General features: G+C 44.9%; 17 protein-coding genes. 6 read left to right on the forward strand and 11 right to left on the reverse strand.

Features of this window, described 5'->3' with window-relative positions:
- Window positions 1–28: 28 nt before the first annotated feature.
- From tsf to JFC06_RS04985, 10 genes are all read right to left on the reverse strand, one after another.
- On the reverse strand, window positions 29–910 hold the full coding sequence (tsf, locus tag JFC06_RS04940) for a translation elongation factor Ts (protein ID WP_193004655.1): 882 nt from the start codon (window positions 908–910) through the stop codon (window positions 29–31).
- A 316-nt stretch (window positions 911–1,226) separates the two neighbouring features.
- A complete protein-coding gene (gene rpsB, locus JFC06_RS04945; protein WP_193004656.1) occupies window positions 1,227–2,051 on the reverse strand; it encodes a 30S ribosomal protein S2 in 825 nt (274 codons plus the stop codon).
- Between the two features lie 442 nt (window positions 2,052–2,493).
- Window positions 2,494–2,943, reverse strand: coding sequence for a chemotaxis protein CheX (locus tag JFC06_RS04950; RefSeq protein WP_193004657.1), 450 nt, complete (start codon window positions 2,941–2,943; stop codon window positions 2,494–2,496).
- A 41-nt stretch (window positions 2,944–2,984) separates the two neighbouring features.
- Window positions 2,985–3,434 (reverse strand): chemotaxis protein CheX, encoded by a 450-nt coding sequence (locus tag JFC06_RS04955; RefSeq protein ID WP_198334180.1) that lies wholly within the window; start codon window positions 3,432–3,434, stop codon window positions 2,985–2,987.
- 30 nt (window positions 3,435–3,464) lie between these two features.
- Entirely contained in the window at window positions 3,465–3,827 is a 363-nt protein-coding gene (locus tag JFC06_RS04960) for a response regulator (protein ID WP_087814005.1), read from the reverse strand.
- A gap of 68 nt (window positions 3,828–3,895) precedes the next feature.
- Window positions 3,896–6,139 carry an ATP-binding protein gene (locus JFC06_RS04965; protein WP_198334182.1) on the reverse strand — a complete coding sequence of 748 codons (2,244 nt, stop codon included), beginning with the start codon at window positions 6,137–6,139 and terminating at the stop codon, window positions 3,896–3,898.
- A 12-nt stretch (window positions 6,140–6,151) separates the two neighbouring features.
- Entirely contained in the window at window positions 6,152–7,030 is an 879-nt protein-coding gene (locus tag JFC06_RS04970) for a substrate-binding periplasmic protein (protein WP_198334183.1), read from the reverse strand.
- A gap of 416 nt (window positions 7,031–7,446) precedes the next feature.
- Window positions 7,447–8,706 (reverse strand): multidrug effflux MFS transporter, encoded by a 1,260-nt coding sequence (locus JFC06_RS04975; RefSeq protein ID WP_198334185.1) that lies wholly within the window; start codon window positions 8,704–8,706, stop codon window positions 7,447–7,449.
- A 451-nt stretch (window positions 8,707–9,157) separates the two neighbouring features.
- A complete protein-coding gene (locus tag JFC06_RS04980) occupies window positions 9,158–9,970 on the reverse strand; it encodes a crotonase/enoyl-CoA hydratase family protein (protein WP_198334187.1) in 813 nt (270 codons plus the stop codon).
- A gap of 202 nt (window positions 9,971–10,172) precedes the next feature.
- Window positions 10,173–13,676, reverse strand: coding sequence for a hybrid sensor histidine kinase/response regulator (locus tag JFC06_RS04985; RefSeq protein WP_198334189.1), 3,504 nt, complete (start codon window positions 13,674–13,676; stop codon window positions 10,173–10,175).
- A gap of 442 nt (window positions 13,677–14,118) precedes the next feature.
- Between JFC06_RS04985 and cysM the strand changes: the two genes are divergently transcribed.
- The 6 genes from cysM to JFC06_RS05015 all read left to right on the forward strand — a co-directional run bounded on the left by cysM (window position 14,119) and on the right by JFC06_RS05015 (window position 22,473).
- Window positions 14,119–15,072: a cysteine synthase CysM gene (gene cysM, locus JFC06_RS04990; protein WP_198334266.1), complete on the forward strand. Its 954-nt coding sequence runs from the start codon at window positions 14,119–14,121 to the stop codon at window positions 15,070–15,072.
- Window positions 15,073–15,223: 151 nt separating this feature from the next.
- Window positions 15,224–16,048 (forward strand): 3'-5' exonuclease, encoded by an 825-nt coding sequence (locus tag JFC06_RS04995; protein ID WP_198334190.1) that lies wholly within the window; start codon window positions 15,224–15,226, stop codon window positions 16,046–16,048.
- An 82-nt stretch (window positions 16,049–16,130) separates the two neighbouring features.
- Complete coding sequence (gene rlmD, locus JFC06_RS05000) at window positions 16,131–17,672, forward strand: 23S rRNA (uracil(1939)-C(5))-methyltransferase RlmD (protein ID WP_198334192.1); 1,542 nt, start codon at window positions 16,131–16,133, stop codon at window positions 17,670–17,672.
- 382 nt (window positions 17,673–18,054) lie between these two features.
- Window positions 18,055–20,607: a RelA/SpoT family protein gene (locus JFC06_RS05005; RefSeq protein WP_193004666.1), complete on the forward strand. Its 2,553-nt coding sequence runs from the start codon at window positions 18,055–18,057 to the stop codon at window positions 20,605–20,607.
- A 53-nt stretch (window positions 20,608–20,660) separates the two neighbouring features.
- Window positions 20,661–21,602: a bifunctional DNA-formamidopyrimidine glycosylase/DNA-(apurinic or apyrimidinic site) lyase gene (gene mutM / locus JFC06_RS05010; RefSeq protein WP_198334194.1), complete on the forward strand. Its 942-nt coding sequence runs from the start codon at window positions 20,661–20,663 to the stop codon at window positions 21,600–21,602.
- Between the two features lie 430 nt (window positions 21,603–22,032).
- Window positions 22,033–22,473, forward strand: a complete 441-nt coding sequence (locus JFC06_RS05015; protein WP_198334196.1) for a hypothetical protein — start codon at window positions 22,033–22,035, stop codon at window positions 22,471–22,473.
- A 132-nt stretch (window positions 22,474–22,605) separates the two neighbouring features.
- Here JFC06_RS05015 and typA read toward each other — a convergent pair whose 3' ends face one another.
- Window positions 22,606–24,456, reverse strand: coding sequence for a translational GTPase TypA (gene typA, locus JFC06_RS05020; protein WP_193006266.1), 1,851 nt, complete (start codon window positions 24,454–24,456; stop codon window positions 22,606–22,608).
- Between the last annotated feature and the right edge of the window lie 214 nt (window positions 24,457–24,670).

Below are 24,670 nucleotides of genomic sequence, written 5' to 3' on the forward strand. Positions count from 1 at the left end.
ATTTAACACTCACAGTATGGTCTACCGCTTACTTGTTAGCGGCTTGAGTGGCAGCAACTTCAGCAGCGAAATCTTCTTGTTTCTTCTCGATGCCTTCACCAACTTCTAGACGTTTGAAACCAAGTACTTTTACGCCTTCAGATTTTAGTACGTCACCAACTTTTTTCTCGTTGTCCATGACATACGGTTGACGTAGTAAAGTTACTTCGTCTAGGTACTTACGCAGACCACCTTCGATCATTTTTTCAACGATGTTGTCAGGCTTACCAGACTCTTTCGCTTTGGCTTCGATGATGTCTTTTTCGCGTGCTAGTACGTCAGCTGCCACGTCTTCGTCATCAACAGCAACAGGGTTGAATGCAGCAATGTGCATGGCAAGGTTTTTACCAGTCTCAGCGTCGCCACCTTCATAAGAAACCACAACACCAATACGTAGGCCATGACGGTACGATGCGATGTTAGCGCCTTCTAGCGTTTCAACACGGCGGATTTGGATGTTTTCACCGATTTTTTGTACGAGTGACACACGGGCTTCTTCAACAGTTTGGCCATCGCCATAAGGCAATGCAGAGATGGCAGCAACGTCAGTTACGTTGTTTTCTAGCGCAAGGTTAGCCACTTTTTCTGCAAAGGCAGTGAAGCTGTCATCTTTTGCTACAAAGTCAGTCTGGCAGTTAACTTCTAACAAGAATGCTTTGTTGTCGCCTTGAGCAATGATGATAGCGCCGTCAGCTGCGATGTTACCTGCTTTTTTGGCCGCTTTTGCTTGACCAGACTTACGCAAGTTATCGATGGCAACTTCAACATCACCATTTGATTCTTCTAACGCTTTTTTACATTCCATCATGCCAAGACCAGTACGGTCACGCAATTCTTTTACCATTTTGGCAGATACTTTTACTTCTGACATAAGAGTTACCTTAGTATAGTTATGTATGGGAGAGCTTAATTTTTACTTGATGTCTTTTTACTGCTCGTTTGCATAGTGTCGCCTGTTGTAGTCATGAAAACACTTTTGGTGCTTGTTTAATAGACATTGCGTCTAACAGGCGCCAACATAAGCGACAATACTCGCCTATGAACGAGTCGTCCATTAACAACAAGGCATGACGAGTAAAACTACATCATGCCTATTATAAGCTTATACGCTGTTAACGGCACTGTGGGGATGCCTGATAGCGACACTACCAAGGCAACCTGTCCATTATAGCGCTATTTACTGAGTCTTATAGATCAGCTTGTGCTTCTGCTGGGTTTTTTACAGCAGGGGCTTCTTCTGGCTGTTCAATAGCAGCTGGTGCTTCGTCAGTAGCAGCAGGCGCTTGCTCAGCTTTACCGCCAGCTTGAGTCTGTGCGTATTCTTTACCAGCGATGATCGCATCAGCCATAGAAGTCACATATAAAGTCACAGCACGGATCGCATCATCGTTCGCTGGGATGATGTAATCAACGTTGTCTGGGCTAGAGTTTGTATCAACGATACCGATCACTGGGATACCCAAGTTTTTGGCTTCTTTGATAGCGATCGCTTCGTGATCTACGTCTACAACGAAGATTGCGTCAGGTAGGCCGCCCATGTCTTTGATACCGCCTAGTGAACGCTCAAGTTTTTCCATATCACGAGTACGCTCTAACGCTTCACGCTTGGTTAGCTTCGCGAAAGTACCATCTTCTGCTTGCTTCTCAAGCTCTTTTAGACGGTTGATTGACTGACGTAGTGTCTTCCAGTTAGTCAACATACCACCTAACCAGCGATGATCAACGTATGGCATGCCAGCGCGAGCTGCTTGCTCACGAACGATGCCGCTTGCAGCGCGTTTAGTACCAACAAATAATACTTTGTTTTTCTTAGCAGCTAAGCCGTTTACGTAAGTCAATGCTTCGTTAAACGCTTTTACTGTGTGCTCTAAGTTGATGATGTGAATCTTGTTACGGGCACCGAAGATATATGGACCCATTTTTGGGTTCCAAAAACGTGTTTGGTGACCAAAGTGAGCGCCGGCTTGTAGTAAGTCGCGCATTTCGATTTTGGTTGGATTCTTTGTAGCCATGTGAATATATCCTATTGGTTGGGTTATGCCTCCACATCACAAAAACTGCCTATCTAGCGACACGCATCTGCTACCGGTTCGTTTTTATCAGTAAAGCACTAACGGTTCACAAATTAATCAAGTCGCCAAACACCCAGCAATTTTTTGCCATGATGTGTGTGTCATTGGTTGGTTTAAAAAAGAAGCTATCGTCAGAGGTCAGCAACATACTCACACCTGAACTATAAAGCGAATTATAAAAATAGCTGCGCTGTATTTTATCACATTATCGATTAAAACCTCCAGCAGTTTATTAGGCGCGTGACAATGCGATAAAAACAAAAGTACAGCCGTATCAAAAGACAAAAAAAGCGACACCGCAGCATCGCTTTTAATGGTTAGCTTGTTTTTAGACCACTTAACGCTCAACCCTCTCGCTTTGGTTGGCTCAGCGTACATCAGGTTATGTGATACAAATACCAATGACCGCTTTATAGCCACGCCACGTAAATGGGGTGACATAACTTTGGCGATCTTTTGACAAGTAAGACACACTTGGTGCCCCCTCAACGATATGAGGCGGCGAGATAATAAACTCTGACCCAAATTCAGTACGAGCATTACCAGAGATGGTATTGGCCATTTCCCCCAACAAATCTTTCATCATGGTAATGGAGGAATCAGGCTCGCCCATCACTTTGATGACCTCTCGCAACATCACACTCGGCGCACTCACATACACACAGCCTGCAAGCGGCCCTGATATCTGGATGATGCCGCTATAGTCATAACCAACTGCACTTTTATTGTTGTTCAAATAAGGGGTGTCAATCGCCACTTCTGAGCCATCAATCTGGGCAAAAAATGCGTTAATTGAACTGAGGAACACACCCAATTTTTCTACTTTAACCATAATATATTAGTATCCATCTGTATTACGTGGTGGCAGCATCATTAATCCTGCAAACAAACCACAATCTCGCCAACTTGCGAGCGCCAAGTGATGGGGATGATAAAAGAACGCTCGTCGTTCGGCAATACAATGCTTTGCGGAGAGCCTTTAAACACAAATGGCACAGAGATATGAAACTCTGAACCAAACTCTTTGCGCGCATTACCCGCGATGGTATTGGCCACCTCGCCTGCCAAATCTATGTAATTGGCCTCACTTTTATCAGTCTCACCCATGCTGTCCAATATAGAAGACAGCAATTGATGGGTTGCCGAAAAATACACCACGCCTTTTTGTCCACCTGAGATACCGATCACACCCGTATAGTCATGAACTTTTGGCTGGTTGTTCTCTAACAAGTAAGGGGTATCAGCGACGAGCTCTTCTCCACCGAACTGATCAAAATAATGACTGATAATACTTAAAAAAATCTGTAGCTTTTGTTCTTTCATAGTGACATCTGCTTTAGTCGATGAATGGTGTTAGTCTTGCATCAGCTCATACAAAGACTCTACAAGCTCTTCTTCTGAAAAAGGCTTGCATAAAAAGCCGCTGGCACCCAACGACAATGCCTCAATGCCAGTGGCTTTGTCAGACAAGGCTGACACCACTAAGATACGGACTTCAGGATCAATCGCAATGATTTTTTCAATACATTCAAGTCCATCCATTTGCGGCATGGTCAAGTCCATGGTGATCACATCAGGACGATGGATGTTAAACTTTTCGATGGCCTGAACCCCACTGGTGGCCGTGGCCACCAACATAAACTGGCCTGAATCATACGCGCGCTGAATACGGTTTCTAATAATATTTGAATCATCAACAATCATTAACTTATGCATAACTTATCTATTACCTTGAATGAAGGGCTTGTCGTCCTTGACAATGTACCTGCGGTTTTTAATTTTAATTAAGCTTTCGGTAACGTAATAACAAACCGTGTCATCTGACCCAGCTCGCTATTCACATTCAGCTTGCCATCATAATCTTTTACTTGCGCTTTAATGATGTCAAGCCCAACACCGCGGCCGCCATCTTCATCTGCGTGTTCTTTGGTAGAGAAACCAGAGGAAAACAGTTGCTTAAGTAAATCACCCTGACTGAGCTGATTTGCCTCTTCGGCACTAAAACGGCCTTCTTTGCTTAATTTGGTACGGATGCCATCGTAGTTGATACCTTGACCGTCATCTTGCACCATCAGCGTAAAATCTGACCCGTTGTCTTTTACTTCCAAATCAATCGTCCCGACCGCGGCCTTCCCAGCAGAGTGACGAGTACTTGGTGTTTCGATACCATGCACCACCGCATTACGTAGTAGTTGAATACTAATCTCTTTGATCGGCTTGGCAAGATGCGCTGGGATGTCCGCTTGTGTCAGTGTATTACTCTTGAGCTGTACTTGCTTACCTTGCCTTGTGGCAATGTCTTTAGCAAAGTCTTTGTAAAAAGACAGCCGATCATCTTCTGCGTCACCGTCCAGATCGATGTCCTGACCACCATACGTATCTATACTACCGATTGAGTGGTTTGCTGCCTGACTTTCAGTAACGACCGTTTTTGAGACGCTGTTTTTTACGATGTCGTTATCTGCGGCAAGCGGTGTTGGTACGTTGGTCGCTTGCGTAGCCGCTGGGGCTGGGGCTGGGGCTGGGGCTGAACGATTGATGCGTTCACCCAAGGTGGCAATGGTATTTGATAGACTTAACAAGTCATCTAAATGTACGGCCAATGGCAAGAAATCATTACCCGATAGCTGACCTTGATTTTGCAATGCATGTAGTTTGTCTTCTGCATCTGAGGCAATCTTGGTAAAGCTGTGCAGTTTTAACGCAGACGCCTCCCCTTTTAGGCTATGCATTTCGCGATAGATGGCTTTTAGCTTACCTTCTAGCTCGTATTGTGAACTACCCGGATTTTTTAAGATGTTGTTCATCTTTTCGATGTGCATCTGAGTGTTGGTAATAAACTCGTTGATGATCTTTGGATTCACATTCAAGATGGTGGTGAGCATCTCAATCTGCATATCGTTTTGCGACCGCTCTTTTTCTAGGCGCTGCTCTAGATAAACGGCGTCTGACACGTCGTTGACGTTGACCAAAATACGGGCAATGTCTTTGTTGTCATAAACACGCGAAAACTTAAAATCTAAGAAGCGATTGTTCAGCGCTTTACTGCCAGCGGTGTTGTGGAGCATCACTTTATGCAACGGGTTGAGCGAATCCACCAATTTTTCTTTGACTCGGGGGTTATAAAGCTGTTCAATAAACTGCTGTGTGGTTTTTAGGTCTTTATCAGAAATACGCCCACGCAAGACATTGGTAAAGTTCTCGCCTGCCAAACGATCAGCACCGATAATGTCGTTGAGTGCGCGAGAATGCTGCTGACCAATATTGAGGTCTTTATCAAGCAAGAATAGTCCCGTATTGACCGTTTGCATAATCTCTTGCGTTTCGCGACGAGCAGCAAATGCTTCGGCATCCGTCTCCCGTAAGCGGCGCACAAAGAAGAAAACAAAGATTAAGAAGTACGTAAAGATAGCGGCAACACCCAGCACCTGAATAAGACGAATGGTCGTCGCCTGACGCTCTGCACTATTGAAGACGTCTTTCGTCAGATTGTCTAACGAATCGTTGATAAACAAACTGGATGTCTTTGCCTGCTCAACCGCTTGCGTCAACGCATCGGCAGAGGGCACCATGACGTTGTCAGCATCTTTAAGATACGTTTGAATTTTAGGTTCTAGCGCTTGCCACTGCTCATTGGCGGCAGCAACGTTGGCTTGCGCCTTGCTATCAATGTTTGGCAGATCATAAGTATTGCCTTCAGCATCAGTGATCGTGCCACCTTGCTCAATAGCAGTCATAGAGCTGGTAATCAGCGCCGTGTTTTGCTCCAAGCGGCTCAGCACTCGTTGTATGTGTGGGGATTTGGTATCCTCACCATAACTACTGTCTAAGTCAAAGAGATCCTTGATTACCGCTTGCGCGCTATTAGCGACTTGGTTGGTTTGATCAATCAGCGCCGTGTTTCTTTCTAATAAATTTGAGGTATAAAACGTAAACGCTAGCAAAGCACCAATCAGCGATAAAAATAGGGCAATTGAAACAATTAGACCTTGATAGCGCTTATTGTCAACATGAGGTGTGGTTGCCATCTTTAGAACTCCTTAGTTCACTTGCTTAGTATTGGTGGCAGAAGTGCTCTTGTCAGCAGAGGTATCTACACCCAACCAGCGCTCTTCAATCTCTTTAAACGTCCCTTTTGCTTTAAGCTTCACAATACCCTCGTCCACTTTATTAATGAGCTCGTTATTGCCCTTGGCCATCAAGATCACTTGCTGCGCTGATGGGTTATCCTCTCCCTCATAAGGCACGATGGTGACATCATATTCTGGATGGTTTTTTGCGGTGAACTGTAAGATCGGTAAGTCGTGCAAAATGACATCGACTTTGCCTTGCATCAAATCTTCATACAACAAAAAAGCCGTGCTACGAGTCGTCATTTGGCTATATTTGCCCATGGCATTGAGCTGATCTTCTTGTTTTGAGCCTTCCATAGCAGCGACGTGCATACCTTGCAAATCTTCTATGCCATTGATGGTCACATCACTTTTTGCGTACATGATAGAGGATGGATTAAAAAAGTAAGGCGCGGATAATCCGTATTTTTCGGCGCGGTCATCTTTATAAGAAATACCTGAGATTGCTAAATCGCGACCTCCTGATGCCACACTATCAAACATGTTTTGCCACGTTTCTTTGTAAAACTCGACTTTGAACCCTTGTTCTTCACCAATCGCACGAATTGAATCGATATCAATGCCTTGCATATTGCCGTAGTCATCTTGGAACGAAAACGGAGGCATCGTGCCTGTGGTCGCCACTTTTACAGTGGGCGCGGTATCAGGCAACTGACTAACAAAACTGTCTTTTTTTTCTGTGACTGGGGTTCCAGTCGCACTGGCATTTTCTTGGGTGGCAGAGTTACCACAGCCAAATAAGCCCACACTCAACACCATTGGTAACACGCGATATAACTGCACCATAATCTACCCTTTAAACTTAACGTTGTTGTACATATTAAGGAATGACAATCTAGCAAGGTTAGGTAATATTTCTACAATATTTTCTTACAGAAAGTTACGTTCGATCATACTTGGGTAAATTTGCGATTGCAATAATTATGTTTAGTTATTACATACAATTTATTATAGGTAGGCCAGACTGCGATAACGCTTCATATCTATAGGTAGCTGTTTATAAAGGAGACTTGGCTATTAGGGAGCGCTGCTAGCGTTTTTAAAAGAAACCGACGGTAGTTTGGGCTAATAAAGTAGTCCATATATTTTTAGGAGGGCGTTGGTACCCAGTCAAAAGAATGAAAGGACCATAAAAAAGTACTTATACATAGGACGTATAAGTACTTTTTAGAATGTGGTGTAAGAAGCGTAATACTTAGCGCTTACTCAGCATCATCAAGATTTAAATTACGGTCTATTTGCCAGATTAAAAAGGAACCAAGGCTCATGAGAGCAAACATAGCTATACCTATCTTCAGTACGGGGTTGACCGGAAATAGATTTAGTAATAAACCACCAAAAATACCAACTGAAAACATAAGCGAGCCTTGTAGCGCACTTGCCATACCAGCACGGCGTTTTTGGAAGGCTAACGCAATGGCAGAGGCGTTCGGCTGTGTCAAACCCAAACCTGCGATACAAAAGAAAATACAGGCAAGTACCAAGGGCAGCCAGGCATCCGTACCCAAAAAGAGGCCGACCATAAACAACACACCCGCAGAAATAACCTGCATCATGGCACCAAAGCGTAAAATACTTAAAATACGAAAGCGGTTGGTCAGCCATTGGTTCATCTGTGTCAGACCCACAAAGCCTGCAGCATTCATCCCAAACAGCCAACCAAAGTGTGTCGCTGAGACGCCATAGGTATCCATAATCAGCTCAGAGGCCGAGCTGATGTAGACAAACATGGCCCCCATCAACAGGCCACCGCCAATCGCCGGATAATTAAAAGTGGGGTCTTTTAATAAGTCCCAATACTGACTGAGCACTTCTTTGGCAGGGCGCACATTACGGTTCTCTTCAGTCAATGTCTCAAAAAAGAAAAATTTAGTGAGTAATAGGTTGAGCGTACCAAAGGCTGCCAAGAACCAGAAAATAGAGTGCCAACTAAAAAACTGTAAAAATAGAGCACCAAGCGATGGGGCTAATATGGGGGCTAAGCCCATCACCAAAATCATAATAGAAAATGCTTTGGCGGTTTGTTTGGCTGTCAGGCGATCACGAATGGCGGCACGTGTAACCACTGCGCCCACACAAGCGCCAAGTGCTTGCATGGTTCGTCCAAAAAACAACACATATTCATTATTAGTGGTCGCACAAATAACGGAAGCGATGACATACAGTGTCATACCAATATATAAGGGCTTAACGCGGCCAACACGGTCACTAAAGGGGCCGTAAAACAGCTGACCAAACACCAATCCCAAAAAATACGCTGGTACAGAGTTGGCCATAAAGGCCGTGGAGACGCCAAAGTCATCGGCCATTGATGGTAGTGCTGGCAGATACATATCGATAGATAATGGTCCTACCGCTACGATAAGCCCAAGCATCATAATCCATGCGACAGGCAAATCAGCAGAACGCACACGCTCAGAGGCGACGGGTTTATTGGGGAGGGTAGATTTTGGAGCAGACATATTTAGACCGTTTTATATAGTGGTTATTATTTTATTATTCATGTTGTCTTTTTCGTTAGCGGTTATTAGGGCGTGTCCTCATATTAAAAATGGTGATAAAAATGAGATAAATTGCTGGCAAACAAGGAAAAGAGCGCAGATAATATCGAGATATTAACCAGCTATTTGACGCTGTTTGACAAAATTTAGCCATTTTTAGTCCATTTAGATGACTATCGATTGAACTGAGGACATGCCCTAGTACAGAAATCAACGGCTATTCACAACAGCCGTGCACCCCTGTATGCATCTGTGCAAACGGACAATGTTATGACAGGGTTATATTGTACTAGCGTCGCTTATACTTCAATAGTGGCATGACGTTAATAAAACAAATCTCAACCACTAAACACCATCAGAAAAATGCCTCAAAATAGGGCCAAGCGTTTAATGCCACTCTTGTTAGGATCGATTAACGGAACTGACGTTTGCCAAATACCGTACTGGCTTGCTTGGCTTTTCTGAGCGCCAGCTTACGGTTGCGACCGAGCATCATTTTTAGCTGCCATACTTTCTCTTTATATAAAGTAGCCTTAGGCTGCTGATGCATGGCATTGATGATGCGCTTACTCGCCAGCACAGCATCCGGAGAACGCTCTGCAAATTCAGCAGCGAGCTTTTGCGCCTGCTCAAGCGGCGTCTCACTACAATGACTGATAAGACCCAGCTCGCAGCCTTTACTCGCATCAATGATACGTGCACTCATGGCCAGCTCTTTTAAGGTGTCTTCTCGCACCACCCCAAACGCAGATTGGGTCAGCCCCATATCCGGTACTAAGCCCCACTTGGCTTCCATGATAGACAGTTTACAATCAGGATGACTGACTCGTACATCACACGCTAATGCCAGCTGTAGGCCTGCACCAATACAGTAACCTTCTAGTACCGCAATGACGGGCACAGGCACATCGCGCCAAACGAGACAGACTCGTTGAAATGAGCTCTGCCATGGTTTTATAAGCTCCCACACGGCAAATGCTTGGTTTTTTGGATGGTTTAAATCACCCAAGTCAATGCCCGCACAAAAGGTCGCTTCCGCCCCATTTAAAATGACCGCTCGTATTGTTTTGTCTTTGCTAATACGACCTGCCACTGCAATCAGCTCATTTACTACTTGAAAGCTCATGGCGTTTTTTTTGTGCGGACGATTTAGGGTAACCGTTAATATGTTATCAGTGATACTAACTTGTAATGTCTCATACTGGTAAGTGGCAATCGCGTTCATAACAATCCTTATTAAAAATAAACATAGTGTTGATAGCAGCAATATTAGCAGGCTTACCCCTATTCTACCGTAGCAATAACTGACTGCCACGGTACGCCCGACAAGACCGCTCTAAAATATCTATAAGATTCTGTCCACCATTTATCCGCAAATCGATTAAGAGCCCTTAACTTTTGAGCCACTGTCTTACCTACTATCTCGTTTATATCATCTTCCACGTCATATCGTTTTCACTTAAACGGTGATAATTCAGCTGAGGATAGGCGGACAGATCTAGCGCTTGTAAGTTGTTTAATGCGGTTAGCAGTGCCTCATAGTAAGGCTCGAGCATAGCAAACTGTGCGGGGGTGGTATGCTGGATATTTAACAAACACTTGTCTTCTAAGTCTTGACTGGCCTGACGTAACTGCGGTACCCCAGTATAACGACTACCGCCCAATATACGATGGGCAATTTGCGCCAGTGTATTACGATCACGCGCGATCCACGCTTGGGTTAGGGCTTGCTTCTCATCGTTGATCGTATCAAGCATCATAATGATAAGCTTGGCTGCTAGGTCAGGTTTGTTCGCCGACCGCGTAAGCGCATCTTGCCAGTCTAAAATGGCTAAAGTATCGTTAGCAGATCCCCCTACATTACCGCTGCTTGCATAACGATGGCTGCCTAAATCCTTTCTTTCTTGCTCAGATGCTTGTGAGTCCGTATGGGCTGTCATCGTATTATAAGCACTGGCTGCAGGGTTTTTCGGTGGGTTTAAGAGTGAGATGGTTCCCTGATTTTGCAAACGTAAACTCTCATAGCGCGGCTGAGTGTCACGCGGGGTTTCTCGTCTGTAGTCCTCACGAGGCTGACTATCACGCAAATAGTCATCCCGAATTTTTTTCAATGATAAAGGCCGCGTAATTTTTTGCTGACTTACCCTATCAGAGGCACTACTGCGATTGCTCTCCTCCCCTTTCACCAGTGGATAAGCCATCATGGTAGAGTCTGCAGGCCAACTTGAATACTTTTCAGCCTCTGCATTTTGCAAGTCCATAGTGTGCAAATCATTCTCTGGTGCGTCATTAGCTTGTAAGTCAACGCTATGTAGACTGGAATCAGGCAACACCGTTAGTTGAGGGGTGGTCGTTGTGCGTCCCAGCCATTTTTGCAGCACTTGCAGTAACTGAGGCTGGCTAATCGGCTTACCCACATAATCATTGATGCCGCTTGCGATCAGCTTGTCACGCTCATCGGCCAAGCCATGAGCGGTCAAGGCAATGATGGGGATTCGGCCATCATCGTGCTCAATATTGCGAATTTGTCTTGCGGCTTCATGGCCTGACATGCGCGGCATTTGAATGTCCATAAAGATTAAGTCAATATTGTTTTTATCCGGACTAGGGCCTTTATCGTCAAAACCTGCCTCTTCATAAAGTGCGCTGTTTGATTTCTTGTTTATTTCATCGCGCGTTTCAGCTTTAGAGATTTGGGTTTTATTCGATAGACTCTGCTTGTCATTTTTCGTGGTTTTGAAGTTTTTGGTTTGTTGTTTACTGATGATCTCGATGGCATCAAACCCACTACTCGCCGTAATCACCTGAATGCCAAGCTCGCTGAGCAAAGCATCGAGCACCAGTAAGTTGGGTAAATGGTCATCGACTGCCAGCACAGTCACGCCTGTCCAACGTGGTTCTTGCAGATTTTTTGGCACGCTGCGGTTTTGTGTATCGAGCATGGCGTAGAGTTGTCTTTTATCTAGTGGCTCATACAGTACATTGGCATGATAACGATTTAGTAGCGCTTGATCGGCGGCCACTTGATAACCAAATACCGCAAGCTTGCCTTGATAATGGAGACGAATCTGTTTGAGTAGCGCCATCATATCGTCTTGAGTATCATCATCAACGATGACCCAATCCCAATAGTTGCCACGCTCCTTTAATGACTCAAGCACCCCTGGCAGTGAGTTGGCTTGCGTCAATTTAATCGGTAAGTACTGCAAGCTGGCTTTGAGCACTTGGATGGACGCGGTATGATTGATCCAAACCAACACGTTGAACTCGTCGGTCTCACTTGCCAGTGGTGCCAAGACTGGCAGCTCAATCGTCTGACCAGTGGCGGCTTCTAACACATCGACATGTGCTGGCATGCGAAACCAAAAAGTGGCGCCTTGATTGGCAATATTTTCTTGGGCATTGTCATGAAACCCAATATCACCGCCCATTAGCCGGGTTAATTGCTTAGAGATGACCAGACCCAGCCCTGTGCCACCATATTGGCGAGTGATGGATGGATCACCTTGGCTAAAGCTTTGAAACAGCATTTTTTGATCGGCCAGAGAAATCCCTTTACCGCTGTCTTGCACACTGATCATCAAGTAATTGTCTCGGTGATCGTCTAAGCTGACGCGCACCACCACATCGCCGCTGTCGGTAAACTTAATGGCATTGCCGACGATGTTGGTCAGTACTTGTTTGAGGCGCAAGGCATCACCGTTGATGCGCATCGGTACGTCGTTATAAAACAGCACCGCCATACGTAGACCTTTTTCTGCAGCCACTGGGGACAGCATATCGACTACATCGTAAATGGTGTCATAGAGATCAAACTCATGGCGATCGAGTACCAATTTGCCGGCTTCTATTTTAGAGAAATCCAAAACATCATTCACGAGTGCGAGTAAGTGAGCTGAGGATTTGCGGATGGTCTGCACATATAAGTCTTGTTCAGGGTTTAATTCACCATGACGGGCCAGCAAATTAATAAAGCCATCAATACTGTTTAGCGGCGTGCGCAGCTCATGGCTAATATTGGCCAAAAACGCAGACTTGGCTTGGCTGGTCGAGATTGCCGCATCACGCGCATTACGGATAGAGATGTTCTGCATCTCCATCTCATCAAAAGCCAGGCGCAAATCATCTTCGGTTTGCTCAGCATGATCCTTGAGATCCTGAAAACTTCTGTGCAAGCGGCGCAACGTTTTGACCAAATCTTGCTGTAATAAGTTAAGCTCACCATCGGACTCAACCGGAATCGGCTGATACAGATTATCGACATGGGTGCGTTGCAGCTGTAAGCGTAGCTCATAGATTGGAGCGATCCAGCGTTTTGAATAGATGTTTAAACTTAGCAATAAAATTAAAATAGTGAATAAACCCGTAATCACCAGCGCCATGGCAATACGATACCGAGCAATATAGAGTGGCTCATTGTCCATATCGACGAGCAGCCATAGCCTCTGCCCTTCAAACTCTCCTAGCACACTGCCATAAGCCGTCCCAATAGGCGTTGGTCTTTGCGATAAGAAGTTCTCTGTTACATCTATCGAAGGCCACGCTTCATTTAATCCATAGCCTACTGCCGCGAGTACTTGATTATTCTCGTTAATAATAGCAATGCGCTGTACGTGCTGCTCGGATTGCATGCGTCCTAATTTATCTTGCACACCCTCAAGTTTAGTGAGCACGGTATTATCCGCATTGTCATCACGGCTTGCTTGCGAACGCTCCTGCTCTAATAATTCAGGAATCAGCTCAGCAATCGCTGGGGTGTAGCGAATCAGCACCGCTTCGGCCAACACTTCTTGCTCTGAGTTGCTGGCACGCATGGTTTCATAAAAGACCAAAATACCACCGACAGCCGCTAACACACAAATGGGCAAAAACACCAAGATGATGAGCTGACCATACGCACTACTGGTATCAAAACGTTTTTTGTATGCCATGCTAGCTTTACTCTCTACTGGGGTTTGCACTGTGTATAAATGACAGTGGTCAGTTGTGGTTGCCACTCATTAAATCTTAACGGCTGTAGGTATTTTAACAGTATTTATAAAGGTAGATACTGTCATCGCAAATGAGTGAATGGGCTGCCGCTATAGATTGTATGATTTTAACTGTCCAGCCGATATTAGACACGCCTCATTTACCAAAATCTCTTGATGCTCTCAGCGTAGCCAAAAACAAAATGATATAATGACGCAACTTCTTATTTTTTACCATTTTCTTGTGACTACAATAATATAATTGGCCACTAAATCACAGGCTTACACCGGTAGTCACGAGGTTAAGGCTTTTATTCAAAAACCAACATTAAATTTAAAAAATAAACCTCTGTTTAAAAATCAATTTTGAACCTAATAAGGATACCTTATGTCCGATACGGCCATGTCAAACGCTAACTTTATTACTCAGGTCACTGTCCTTGCCGATTGCGTCGGTCAGACACCATTGGTCAAATTGCAACGCTTACCTGAGCAAGCGCAAATGACCAACGGTGCAACATTACTGGCCAAGCTTGAAGGTAATAATCCAGCTGGCTCTGTAAAAGACCGTCCTGCTTTCAATATGATTTATCAAGCAGAACAGCGCGGTGACATCAAGCCTGGCGACACCCTGATTGAAGCCACCAGCGGCAATACTGGCATTGCCTTAGCCATGGTCGCTGCGATGCGTGGCTATCCGATGACATTACTGATGCCAACCAATTCAACTCAAGAGCGCAAAGACGCCATGATTGCTTATGGTGCAACCTTAATCGAGGTGGATGAGGGCATGGAAGCAGCACGCGATCTGGCATTGCAAATGCAAGCAGACGGTAAAGGTGTCGTGTTAGATCAATTTAACAACCCTGATAACAGCCAAGCCCATTACCTAACCACAGGGCCTGAATTATGGGCACAAACGGACGGTAAAATTACTCACTTCATCAGCTCAATGGGCACGACCGGTACGATTACGGGTGTCTCGCGTTATCTGAAAGAAAAAAACCCAGACATTAAAATTATCGGCCTTCAGCCTGATGAAGAAGCCTCGATCGCTGGTATCCGCCGCTGGCCTGCCGCTTATATGCCGGGGATTTTTGACGCCGATCTGGTCGATGAGGTTATGGATGTCGATCAGAGTGTTGCGGAAGTTTACATGCGCAAACTGGCTAAGACCGAAGGTATCTTCGCTGGAGTGTCTTCCGGGGCAGCCGCATGGGCCGCGATGGAAGTTGCTAAAGAAAACCCGAATGCCGTCATCGCTTTTATTGTTTGCGATCGCGGTGATCGTTACTTGTCGACGGGTTTGTACAATGTTGATGATAGCAATGTCGATAATAGTGCAAACGTTAACTAACGCCAGACAACACCGCCCAATATTGTTGAATCCACTTAAAAAACGTACAAAGCAACCGAGTGCAGACATACATGTCATACTCCAAGCGCAGTTAGCATCGTCACTCTTTATAGTGGATTCATTGTAAGCTTATAAATAGTCAGGACCACCTATGCCACAAGCCCTACCATCCGACCCTATCTTAGTCTTTGATATTGAGACTGTCGCTGATGTTGATGCAGCTCGCCGTATCTATCCCCAGTTGGCAGCGCTCAATGATGCAGATGCGCTAAGTGCATTGACTGCGATACGTACGCAAGAGGCTGGCCATGATTTTATGCGCTTACCATTGCAGCGCATCGTTTGTATTTCTGCGCTTTATATCAAAGAGGGTAAGTTATCGTTATTTTCGTTGACCGCAGATAAGTTTAACGAAAAAGACATTCTAGCCAAATTTTTTCGGGCGTTTAGTGACATTGAAACACTGCCTCAGCTCATCAGCTGGAATGGCTCGGGTTTTGATATTCCGGTGCTGATATATCGCGCCATGCAGTATGACTTGTCAGCCCCTTGGTTGTTTGAAGAAGGCGAACGTATCAAAAACATGCGATTTGATAATTACGTCAATCGTTTCCACACTCGCCATCTTGATTTGATGGACAGGTTTAGTCAGTACGGTGCCAGTCGCCGAGAAGCGATGGATGTGGTGGCCAGTTTGTATGGGCTCCCCGGTAAGACAGATGTCGATGGCAGTATGGTTGGCGATCTCGTCAGCAAGGGTGATTGGCAGACGCTATCAATATATTGTGAGTCTGATGTCATGAATACTTGGCTGATCTATCTGCGCTGGTTGCGTTTAACCGGTCAGTTGTCCTCAGCAGATTTTACTGCTTGGCAGCAGCAAAGCCATGATTATTTGGTCAACTATACCCAAGCAGATGGCAGTGCTCGCCATCAAGACTTCATTGCTGATTGGTCAACTGCGCCCAACACATAAAAAACCGCGTGACACATAGCGGCTTTTAGTGGCTTTCATCTTCATTTTTTAGTTATTTATCATTTATCATTAAGGCATGTTTATGCAACCCACCGATTCAAAAACATCTACAACGCTTGATGCGACGCAAAAAGCCAGCGATACCCAAACGATTGCCATTCCTCCTAATAAGAAAAAGTCTAAACCCTCATCAAAAACGCGTCGTCGTCTAAAAGACGCTGAGCCATTACCTTTTACAGTAGATGGCTTATCGCATGATGGTCGCGGCGTTGCCGTATATGGTAACGGCTTTGGGACAACGGACGGTCATATCGAGGACAAGCATGGCAAAAAAGTCTTTGTGAGCTTTGCACTACCCGGTGAAAGTGCGATGGTTAGACTGACCAACGTGCGCAACAGCTTTGAAGAAGGTGACGCTATTAGCATCACTGCAAACCCAAACCCTGAACGCGCCGTACCGCCCTGCCCGCACTTCGGGGTCTGTGGTGGTTGTAATTTGCAGCATTGGGAGCCTACAGGACAGATCAATTTTAAACAGTCCGTCTTGGCTGAAATGCTCCTACATCAAGCCAATATAGCGCCTGACCATTGGCTTGAGCCAGTCGTTGGCGATCGCCTGGGTTATCGCACCAAAGCTCGTCTTGGCGTACGTTATGTCGTCAAAAAAGAGACGGCTCTAGTCGGCTTCCGCGAGCGCTCAAGTAACTTCTTAGCAGAGTTAAATGAGTGTCATATCTTAGATCCCCGTATTGGTTTTGAGATTGAAAATCTAAAATCGCTGATTAGCACCTTAGAGAGCCGTGACAAAATTGCTCAGCTTGAATTGGCAATGGGTGAGCAAATACCGGAGCTACCCGATGGCGATCAACCTGTTGCCCTGATTGTGCGAAACTTGGCGCCGTTATCAGATGCTGACATTGATAAGTTAAAGACATTTTTTGCAGCGCGTCACTGGCAGCTGTATTTACAGTCCAAAGGCGTCGACAGTATTGAGCGCATCGCCTTGACGGACGCTGACGATATGAGCCAGCAGTTTGGACGCTTGTATTATCAACTGCCAGAGTACGATCTGACATTTGAATTTATTCCGACTGACTTTACCCAAGTCAACTTATCTGTCAACCGTCAAATGACCAAGCTTGCTTGTGACTTGTTGGATTTAAAAGCAGGTGAGCGCGTACTGGATCTGTTTAGTGGACTGGGCAATTTTAGCTTGCCACTAGCGCGCCTCGTTGGGGAAACCGGCTCGGTGGTCGGGGTCGAAGGTAGCGAAGCGATGACGGCACGCGCCGCTGATAACGCACGTCGCAACGGCATCAATAATACTGAGTTTTATAGCCAAGACTTGACACAAGACTGTACGGACAAACCTTGGGCCAACCAAGGCTTTGATGCGCTACTGATTGACCCACCGCGCTCTGGTGCTTGGGAGATTATGCAGTATTTGCCAAAATTTAATGCTGAACGCATCGTTTATGTGTCTTGCAACCCAGCAACGCTCGCCCGCGATACCAAAGCACTGTTAGAGCAAGGCTATCGTTTGACTCACGCTGGCGTGATGGATATGTTTTGCCACACAGGGCATGTTGAGTCCATTGCTCGCTTTGAAAAAATAGCAGTTTAATGCTTTTCTGCTTTACCTAAGCTGGCCAAAACGATAAATAGCCGTGTTTATAGTCACTAATGCTTGACCAAAATTGGGTTAAGCTAGGCTAATAAATGACGGCTCTTTATCCTGATTCACAACAGACATTACATAGCCTCGCTTGATTTGTCCCCTTAAAATGAGATAATAGCAAACAATCTTCCTATGTTTGTTGAATGAAAACTTAGTGAACGTTTGCACTCATAACTTTATATATTTTTCGCGTATTCTATAGCTGCTAAGAATCACAATTTTTAGCAGTTGTAGTGGTTTGTAGCTGACACTTTATGAGTGTCACTTCGAGGTTTTTGCGTAGTAAATGAGGTTATAATTAACTCAATATAGCTAAGAGGAGTCGGCTATGGTAAAGATTCGTGAAGGATTACCACTAGTGGATGGACAGACCACGCAAGCCGATAGCGCAGCACTAGCGGCACAACTGGTGGCGAGCCAACGCTCTCATCAGTCTGCCAATAGCTATGCCCAAATCCCCCTCGATATCAAATACCAGCTATCCACTCACAAGCTACACACCACTTTTGATCGCTCAGCATTACATGCTTTTCATAGTCATGACCCAAAACTTGAGAACGAGTATTCTGACAACCCGCTTCTAGATGAGAATAATACACTCTCAAAACAAGAGCTGGAGGCGGTTGATTTAGATCAGGTCAATATTGACATTCCGACTTGGTTAGACAATGTCGCCAAGCGTATCGGCCAAGAGTCCGTTCCTAACCTAAGCGCTGCTTGTGAGTTTATTCGCAGTCATATGAATACCAGTGAATCTGAGCGCTCAGGTGCTTATGTGACGGGTATTGGTATGACGGACATACTGACCTATCTTTATCAAGATGAAGATGCTCTTGTCGCGGCTATGCTATACCGCAGCGCGCGTAAGTCCATTATTAGCCTCGCTGATATCGAAAAAAACTTCGGTGCGGATATATCGACTTTGGTCAAAGACACCTTAGCCATGGGTAAGCTGTCTGAGATTATTGAAAGTAACAAACGCTTAGAAGACCACTTTGTAAACAATCAACGAGATCAGCTATCCAATATCTATAGCATGCTGATTTCTGTTACCAATGACGTGCGCGTCGTACTGATCAAGCTGGCTGAACGTACCTTTGCCATGCGCGAGTTGACCTTCTCTAATGAAGAACGGCAAAGCCGCGTCGCACGCGAAGTCATGACTATTTATGCCCCGTTAGCGCATCGACTGGGCATCGCCCAGCTCAAATGGGAGCTTGAAGACTTAGCTTTTCGTTATCTGGCCCCCCAGCGCTATAAAGAAATTGCCAAACTACTGTCTGAAAAACGTAGCGAACGTGAGTCCTATATTCAACGCGTGCAAGACAAGTTGAATGAAGCATTGCTGGACGCCAATATCGAAGGTGAAGTTTCTGGACGCGTGAAGCACATCTATTCTATCTACCGAAAAATGAAGCTCAAAGGCTTATCGTTTGATCAGCTTTATGACATTCGTGCGCTGCGGGTCTTGGTCAATAACCCCTCAGATTGTTATCACGTGCTCGGCTTGGTCCATGGTTTATGGCGTTATATCCCCGAGCAGTTTGATGACTACATCACTAACCCCAAATCTAATGGTTATCGCTCACTACATACAGCGGTTATTGCTGAGAATAAGTCACTTGAAGTACAGATTCGCACTCATGAAATGCACTTTGAGGCCGAGCTTGGCATGTGTGCGCATGTCAATTATAAAGAAGGCCTGAAGAAGAAACAGGACAACTATCTTAATCAAAGAATCAGCTCCTTGCGTCAGCTCCTATCTATCAATAATGAAACGCGCAATCAACCGCGCTCGTCGTTACTAACAGGCGAAGAAATAGATGACATGGGGTTTGATGAAGAAGAGCAAGTCGTTGATTTTGATGAGCTCGAACGCATTTATATCTTCAGTCGTGATGGCGATATTACCGAATTGCCAAAAGGCGCAACCGTCCTTGATTTTGCCTATTACGTACATACGCAAGTTGGTAATCGTGCGCAAGCGGCTCGAGTCAATCAGCGCTATGTGCCCCTGACCTACCAGCTCAAAACTGGCGAACAAGTTGAAATTATTACCAAGGCGTCACGCGAGCCCAATCGCGACTGGCTGGTTGCGTCACTCGGTTACATCCATACCAACCGCGCGCGCTCGAAACTGCGTCAATGGTTTAACAAGCAAGATCGCGATAAAAATATCGAGATTGGCCGTCAAATGCTCAGCAAAGAGCTCGAGCGATTGTCAGTGCATCCAAACAGCATTGATTTAAACGATTACACTCAGCATTTTCATGTCAATAATACCGATGATATTATCGTTGGACTGGTCACGGGTGACATTGGTCTCAACCAGCTCACCAGCCATATTTCTCGGCAACTACATCTAGAGCCTGAGATTCCGCCAGAAAGTTTTGTGCCAAATACGGATACCAGAGACGCAGGTAAACTTGATGCGTATAAAATTCGTATCGATGGTCTGGATAATATTGAAATCAACTTAGCAGGCTGCTGCCATCCTGTGCACGGTGAGCCGATTGCTGGCTATATCACCTTGTCACGGGGTGTCAGTGTCCATAACCGCGGTTGCCCTGAGTACTTACGCCTTATAGAGCGTGACCCTGAGCGCGAAATAGAGGCGGCTTGGCGGGTTCAATCTGGCCGCTATCAACCGGTTGATATTCACGTAGAAGCCTATGATAGACGAGGATTATTGCGTGATTTGACACAGATTATTGACAAAGAAAACGTGAATATTCGTCAAGTTGAGACACTGAGCAATGATGATAATATCGCCTTTTTAAAATTTCATATCGAAGTTTCAGGATTGGCACATTTATCTAAACTCCTCGCCAAATTGGAGCAACAGCACGGTATCTTACATGCACGGCGTGCTGTCGCCTAAGTAGCCCTGCTTTACCCTACATTTATTTAAAATAGAGTTCTTATAAAAACACCATGCCTGAATTGCCAGAAGTAGAAACCACTAAGACAAGCCTTGCACCATTGTTAGGGCAACGCGTCATCGATGTAAAAGTATTTCAACCAAAGCTACGCTGGTCTATGCCCGATGACTTGGATAGCTTGGTTCATTACACATTAGACAGTGTCGAGCGTCGAGCGAAGTATTTAATACTGAACTTTCTGCCATTAGCACCTAAGGATGACAGCACTGCTGCGCAAGCAGGAACATTATTACCGCGTCAGCTCTTAGTGCATTTAGGAATGTCAGGTAGCTTACAGCAGCACAGTGACGGTACTGATACACGTAAACACGACCATTTGGTGATAGTGTTTAGTGACGTGGACAACACAAAGTCGCAGCTACACTATTATGACCCCAGACGTTTTGGCTCAGTTTTATGGTATAAGGATTATGGGACGAAGCTGTTAGATCATCTAGGCCCCGAACCATTGGCGGATGAGTTTACTGCAGACTATTTATATCAGTTCATCCAACGCACAAATACAGCTGATATAGATGACACTGATAAAATAGGCCGTAAAACCAAATTAAAGAAACCACAGCCCATTACCCGCCCCATTAAATCTGTCATTATGGAACAACAAATTGTGGTTGGGGTTGGGAATATTTATGCGACCGAAAGTTTGTATCTGTCAGGGATCCATCCTGCTACCCCTGCCCATCACCTGTCTTACGATCAGCTCACTGTGTTGGTTGCCCATATTAAGGCAATCTTACAAAAAGCCATAGAGCTTGGAGGGTCAACCCTACGAGACTTCACGGTAGCAAGTGGCCAAACAGGTTATTTCCAACAGACATTAAACGTTTACGGCAAGCAAGGTGAGACTTGTCCGCATTGTAGTACAGTACTTGAGAACATCAAGCTAAATGGCCGCGCTAGTGTTTACTGTGCCAACTGTCAACCACTCATCTAAAGGCTGTTTTAGCAATGTATGTCTATGGCACCCTAAACATGGGTAGCCTGTTATATAGTCAGATTAATATAAAAGAGATACACGGGGCTGGGATAAATTTTTTGTGGCCTCTGTCGGCGTAGGCACAGCAAGCCAGAAAAAGTTGAACCAGTCGCGCAGCATAGTATCGTGTATCCATTTTATTCAGTATTGACCATAACAACTAAATACTTCCGTTTAAACGTTCTGCCTTTTTTATTACGCTCGCTACATAGTACGCATTTTTGTTGCTTATTCACGTACATCTTGCTTTAATAGTGCTAACAGCTACATAAGTCGTGCAGCTTTTTTGGTTGCCTGTAATATCAGTCTACCTATTATTTTATACTGTTTGTGCATAGCAACGGCAGCAGTCAGTAATCATACCCCTTATGAATTTTAGGACATCGTTATGACGGTTAAAGCCAAGAACCAACGCTCAGTTAAACAGAAAGTTTTTACTGTAGCTGCAAGTTTAAGTTTATTGGCCGCTAGTACGCAGCCTGCCTTGGCAGCCATAGAAATTGATGAAACAGACTTTGGTCCTTCGTATGAGACTATGGTGGTGGATACGGTTGTAGGTAAGCCGCTACAACTTGTCAATGCCGTTGCTGGTACTGCCGCCTATCTTGTCAGTCTACCCTTCTCGCTTATCGGGGGTAATGCCGATCAGGCGCAGCAGAAATTATTTGTAGAGCCTTGGGATGCGATGGGCCGTTGTCTAGGTTGTACTGTTGCCGAAGACAATTATTATAAATCACAAGCCACTAATGATAATGTGGTACGTATCGTTGTTGACCAACCATCAGAGATTTTGATTAACACTAATGATTATGTGATAGTCACTCCATAAGCGATTTGCTCTTTTAGAAGTTTTTAAACGGTACGTATGATTTAAAAGCTGCAACTTTATCAATCGACAATAAAAAAAGGCTAACATCGCGTTAGCCTTTTTTTGTTGCTTGACTCTTATTAAGCCAAACTATTAAGCACCTTTTTTACTACGACCATGACGCTTACGCTCACTTTCGGTCAAATAGCGTTTGCGGATACGTATGGCTTTTGGCGTTACTTCCACGAGCTCATCGTCTTGAATGAATTCAAGCGCCTGCTCAAGAGTGAACTTGACAGCTGGCGTCAACGTCAACGCTTCATCAGTACCACTAGCACGTACGTTGGTCAACTGTTTAGCAGTCGTTGGGTTGACCGTCATATCATCGTTACGCGAGTTCAGGCCAACAATCATACCTTCGTAAACTTCAAGCTGTGGCTCAGCGAATAATTTACCGCGTTTTTGTAGGTTAAACAGGGCAAAGCCTAGGCAAGTACCATTGGCCATAGAAACCAATACACCGTTAGAGCGACCACCCACATCACCGATCTTTTGCGGACCGTAATGTGAGAAGCTTGACGTCATGATGCCACTACCTGAAGTCAGCGTCAAAAACTCTGAGCGGAAACCAATCAGACCGCGTGCTGGCATCGTAGCTTCAATACGCATACGACCTTTGCCATCCAGCTCCATGTTAGTCATCTCGCCTTTGCGTAGACCAACCTGCTCCATGATAGAACCTTGATGCTCTTCTTCGATATCAAAGACAACATTTTCATATGGTTCTTGCAGCTTACCATCAACTTCTTTGACAATAACTTCTGGACCTGAAACACCCAGCTCAAAACCTTCACGGCGCATGTTTTCAATAAGTACAGACAAATGAAGCTCACCGCGACCTGATACTTTAAATTTATCAGGAGATTCTGTGTCTTCTACACGCAGCGCCACGTTATGAATCAACTCACGCTCAAGACGCTCACGAATATTACGTGAAGTCACAAACTTACCATCACGACCAGCAAAAGGTGAGTTATTAACTTGGAAGTTCATAGAGACAGTTGGCTCATCGACCGTTAGCGCTGGTAATGCTTCAACGTGATTAGGATCACAGATAGTATCTGAGATATTAAGAGCATCAATACCTGTGATACAAACGATGTCGCCCGCTTGTGCATCTTCTACTTCGATACGATCCAGACCATGATAGCCCATGATTTTTAGGATACGACCATTACGCGTTTTGCCATGCTTATCAATGACAGTAACTTGTGTATTGGTTTTAACCTTACCGCGCTGAATACGACCAATACCAATAACGCCGACGAAGCTATTGTAGTCGAGGCTTGAGATTTGCATACGGAACGGTGCATCTGCATCAACCTGTGGAGGCTGTACAACATCGACAATAGTTTTGAAAAGTGGTGTCATGTCATCAGCTAAATCATCGGCTTCTAGACCTGCAATACCATTCAACGCTGAGGCATAAACAACTGGGAAATCCAACTGCTCATCTGTGGCCCCTAGGTTGTCAAACAAATCAAAAATTTGATCCATGACCCAATCAGGACGTGAGCCCGGACGGTCAATTTTATTGATAACCACAATCGGCTTTAGGCCTTGCTCGAATGCTTTTTGCGTGACAAAACGAGTTTGAGGCATTGGACCATCAACCGCATCAACCACTAGAAGTACGCAGTCAACCATCGACATGACACGCTCAACTTCACCACCGAAATCGGCGTGACCTGGGGTATCGACGATATTGATACGGTATTCAGTTTCTGAAGTTTGATCTGTCCAGCGGATGGCTGTGTTTTTAGCCAAAATAGTAATACCACGTTCTTGCTCAATATCGCCTGAATCCATTGCACGTTCAGCAATGTTTGCACGGTCGCCAAAAGTACCAGACTGATGTAATAACTTATCAACCAAAGTTGTTTTACCGTGGTCAACGTGGGCAATAATTGCAATGTTACGCAGGTGTTTGATATCGTTCGCCATATAAAATGCTCGTTTCGTCTTAAAAAAATGCAGTAGCAGTAAGCGCCGCTGGATAAACTTTTATCATAAATCAGTTAGACATTGAATACCTAAATTTGACAACGGCACAATAGGGCAGTTAATCAAACAACTTCAATACAATCAAGTATCTACACTGATTAATTCATCATACAGATAGCTATGCTAAAGTACATTCTGTCAATTTACAGAATGT

Source organism: Psychrobacter namhaensis (genome assembly GCF_016107545.1).
Taxonomy (GTDB): Bacteria; Pseudomonadota; Gammaproteobacteria; order Pseudomonadales; family Moraxellaceae; genus Psychrobacter; species Psychrobacter namhaensis.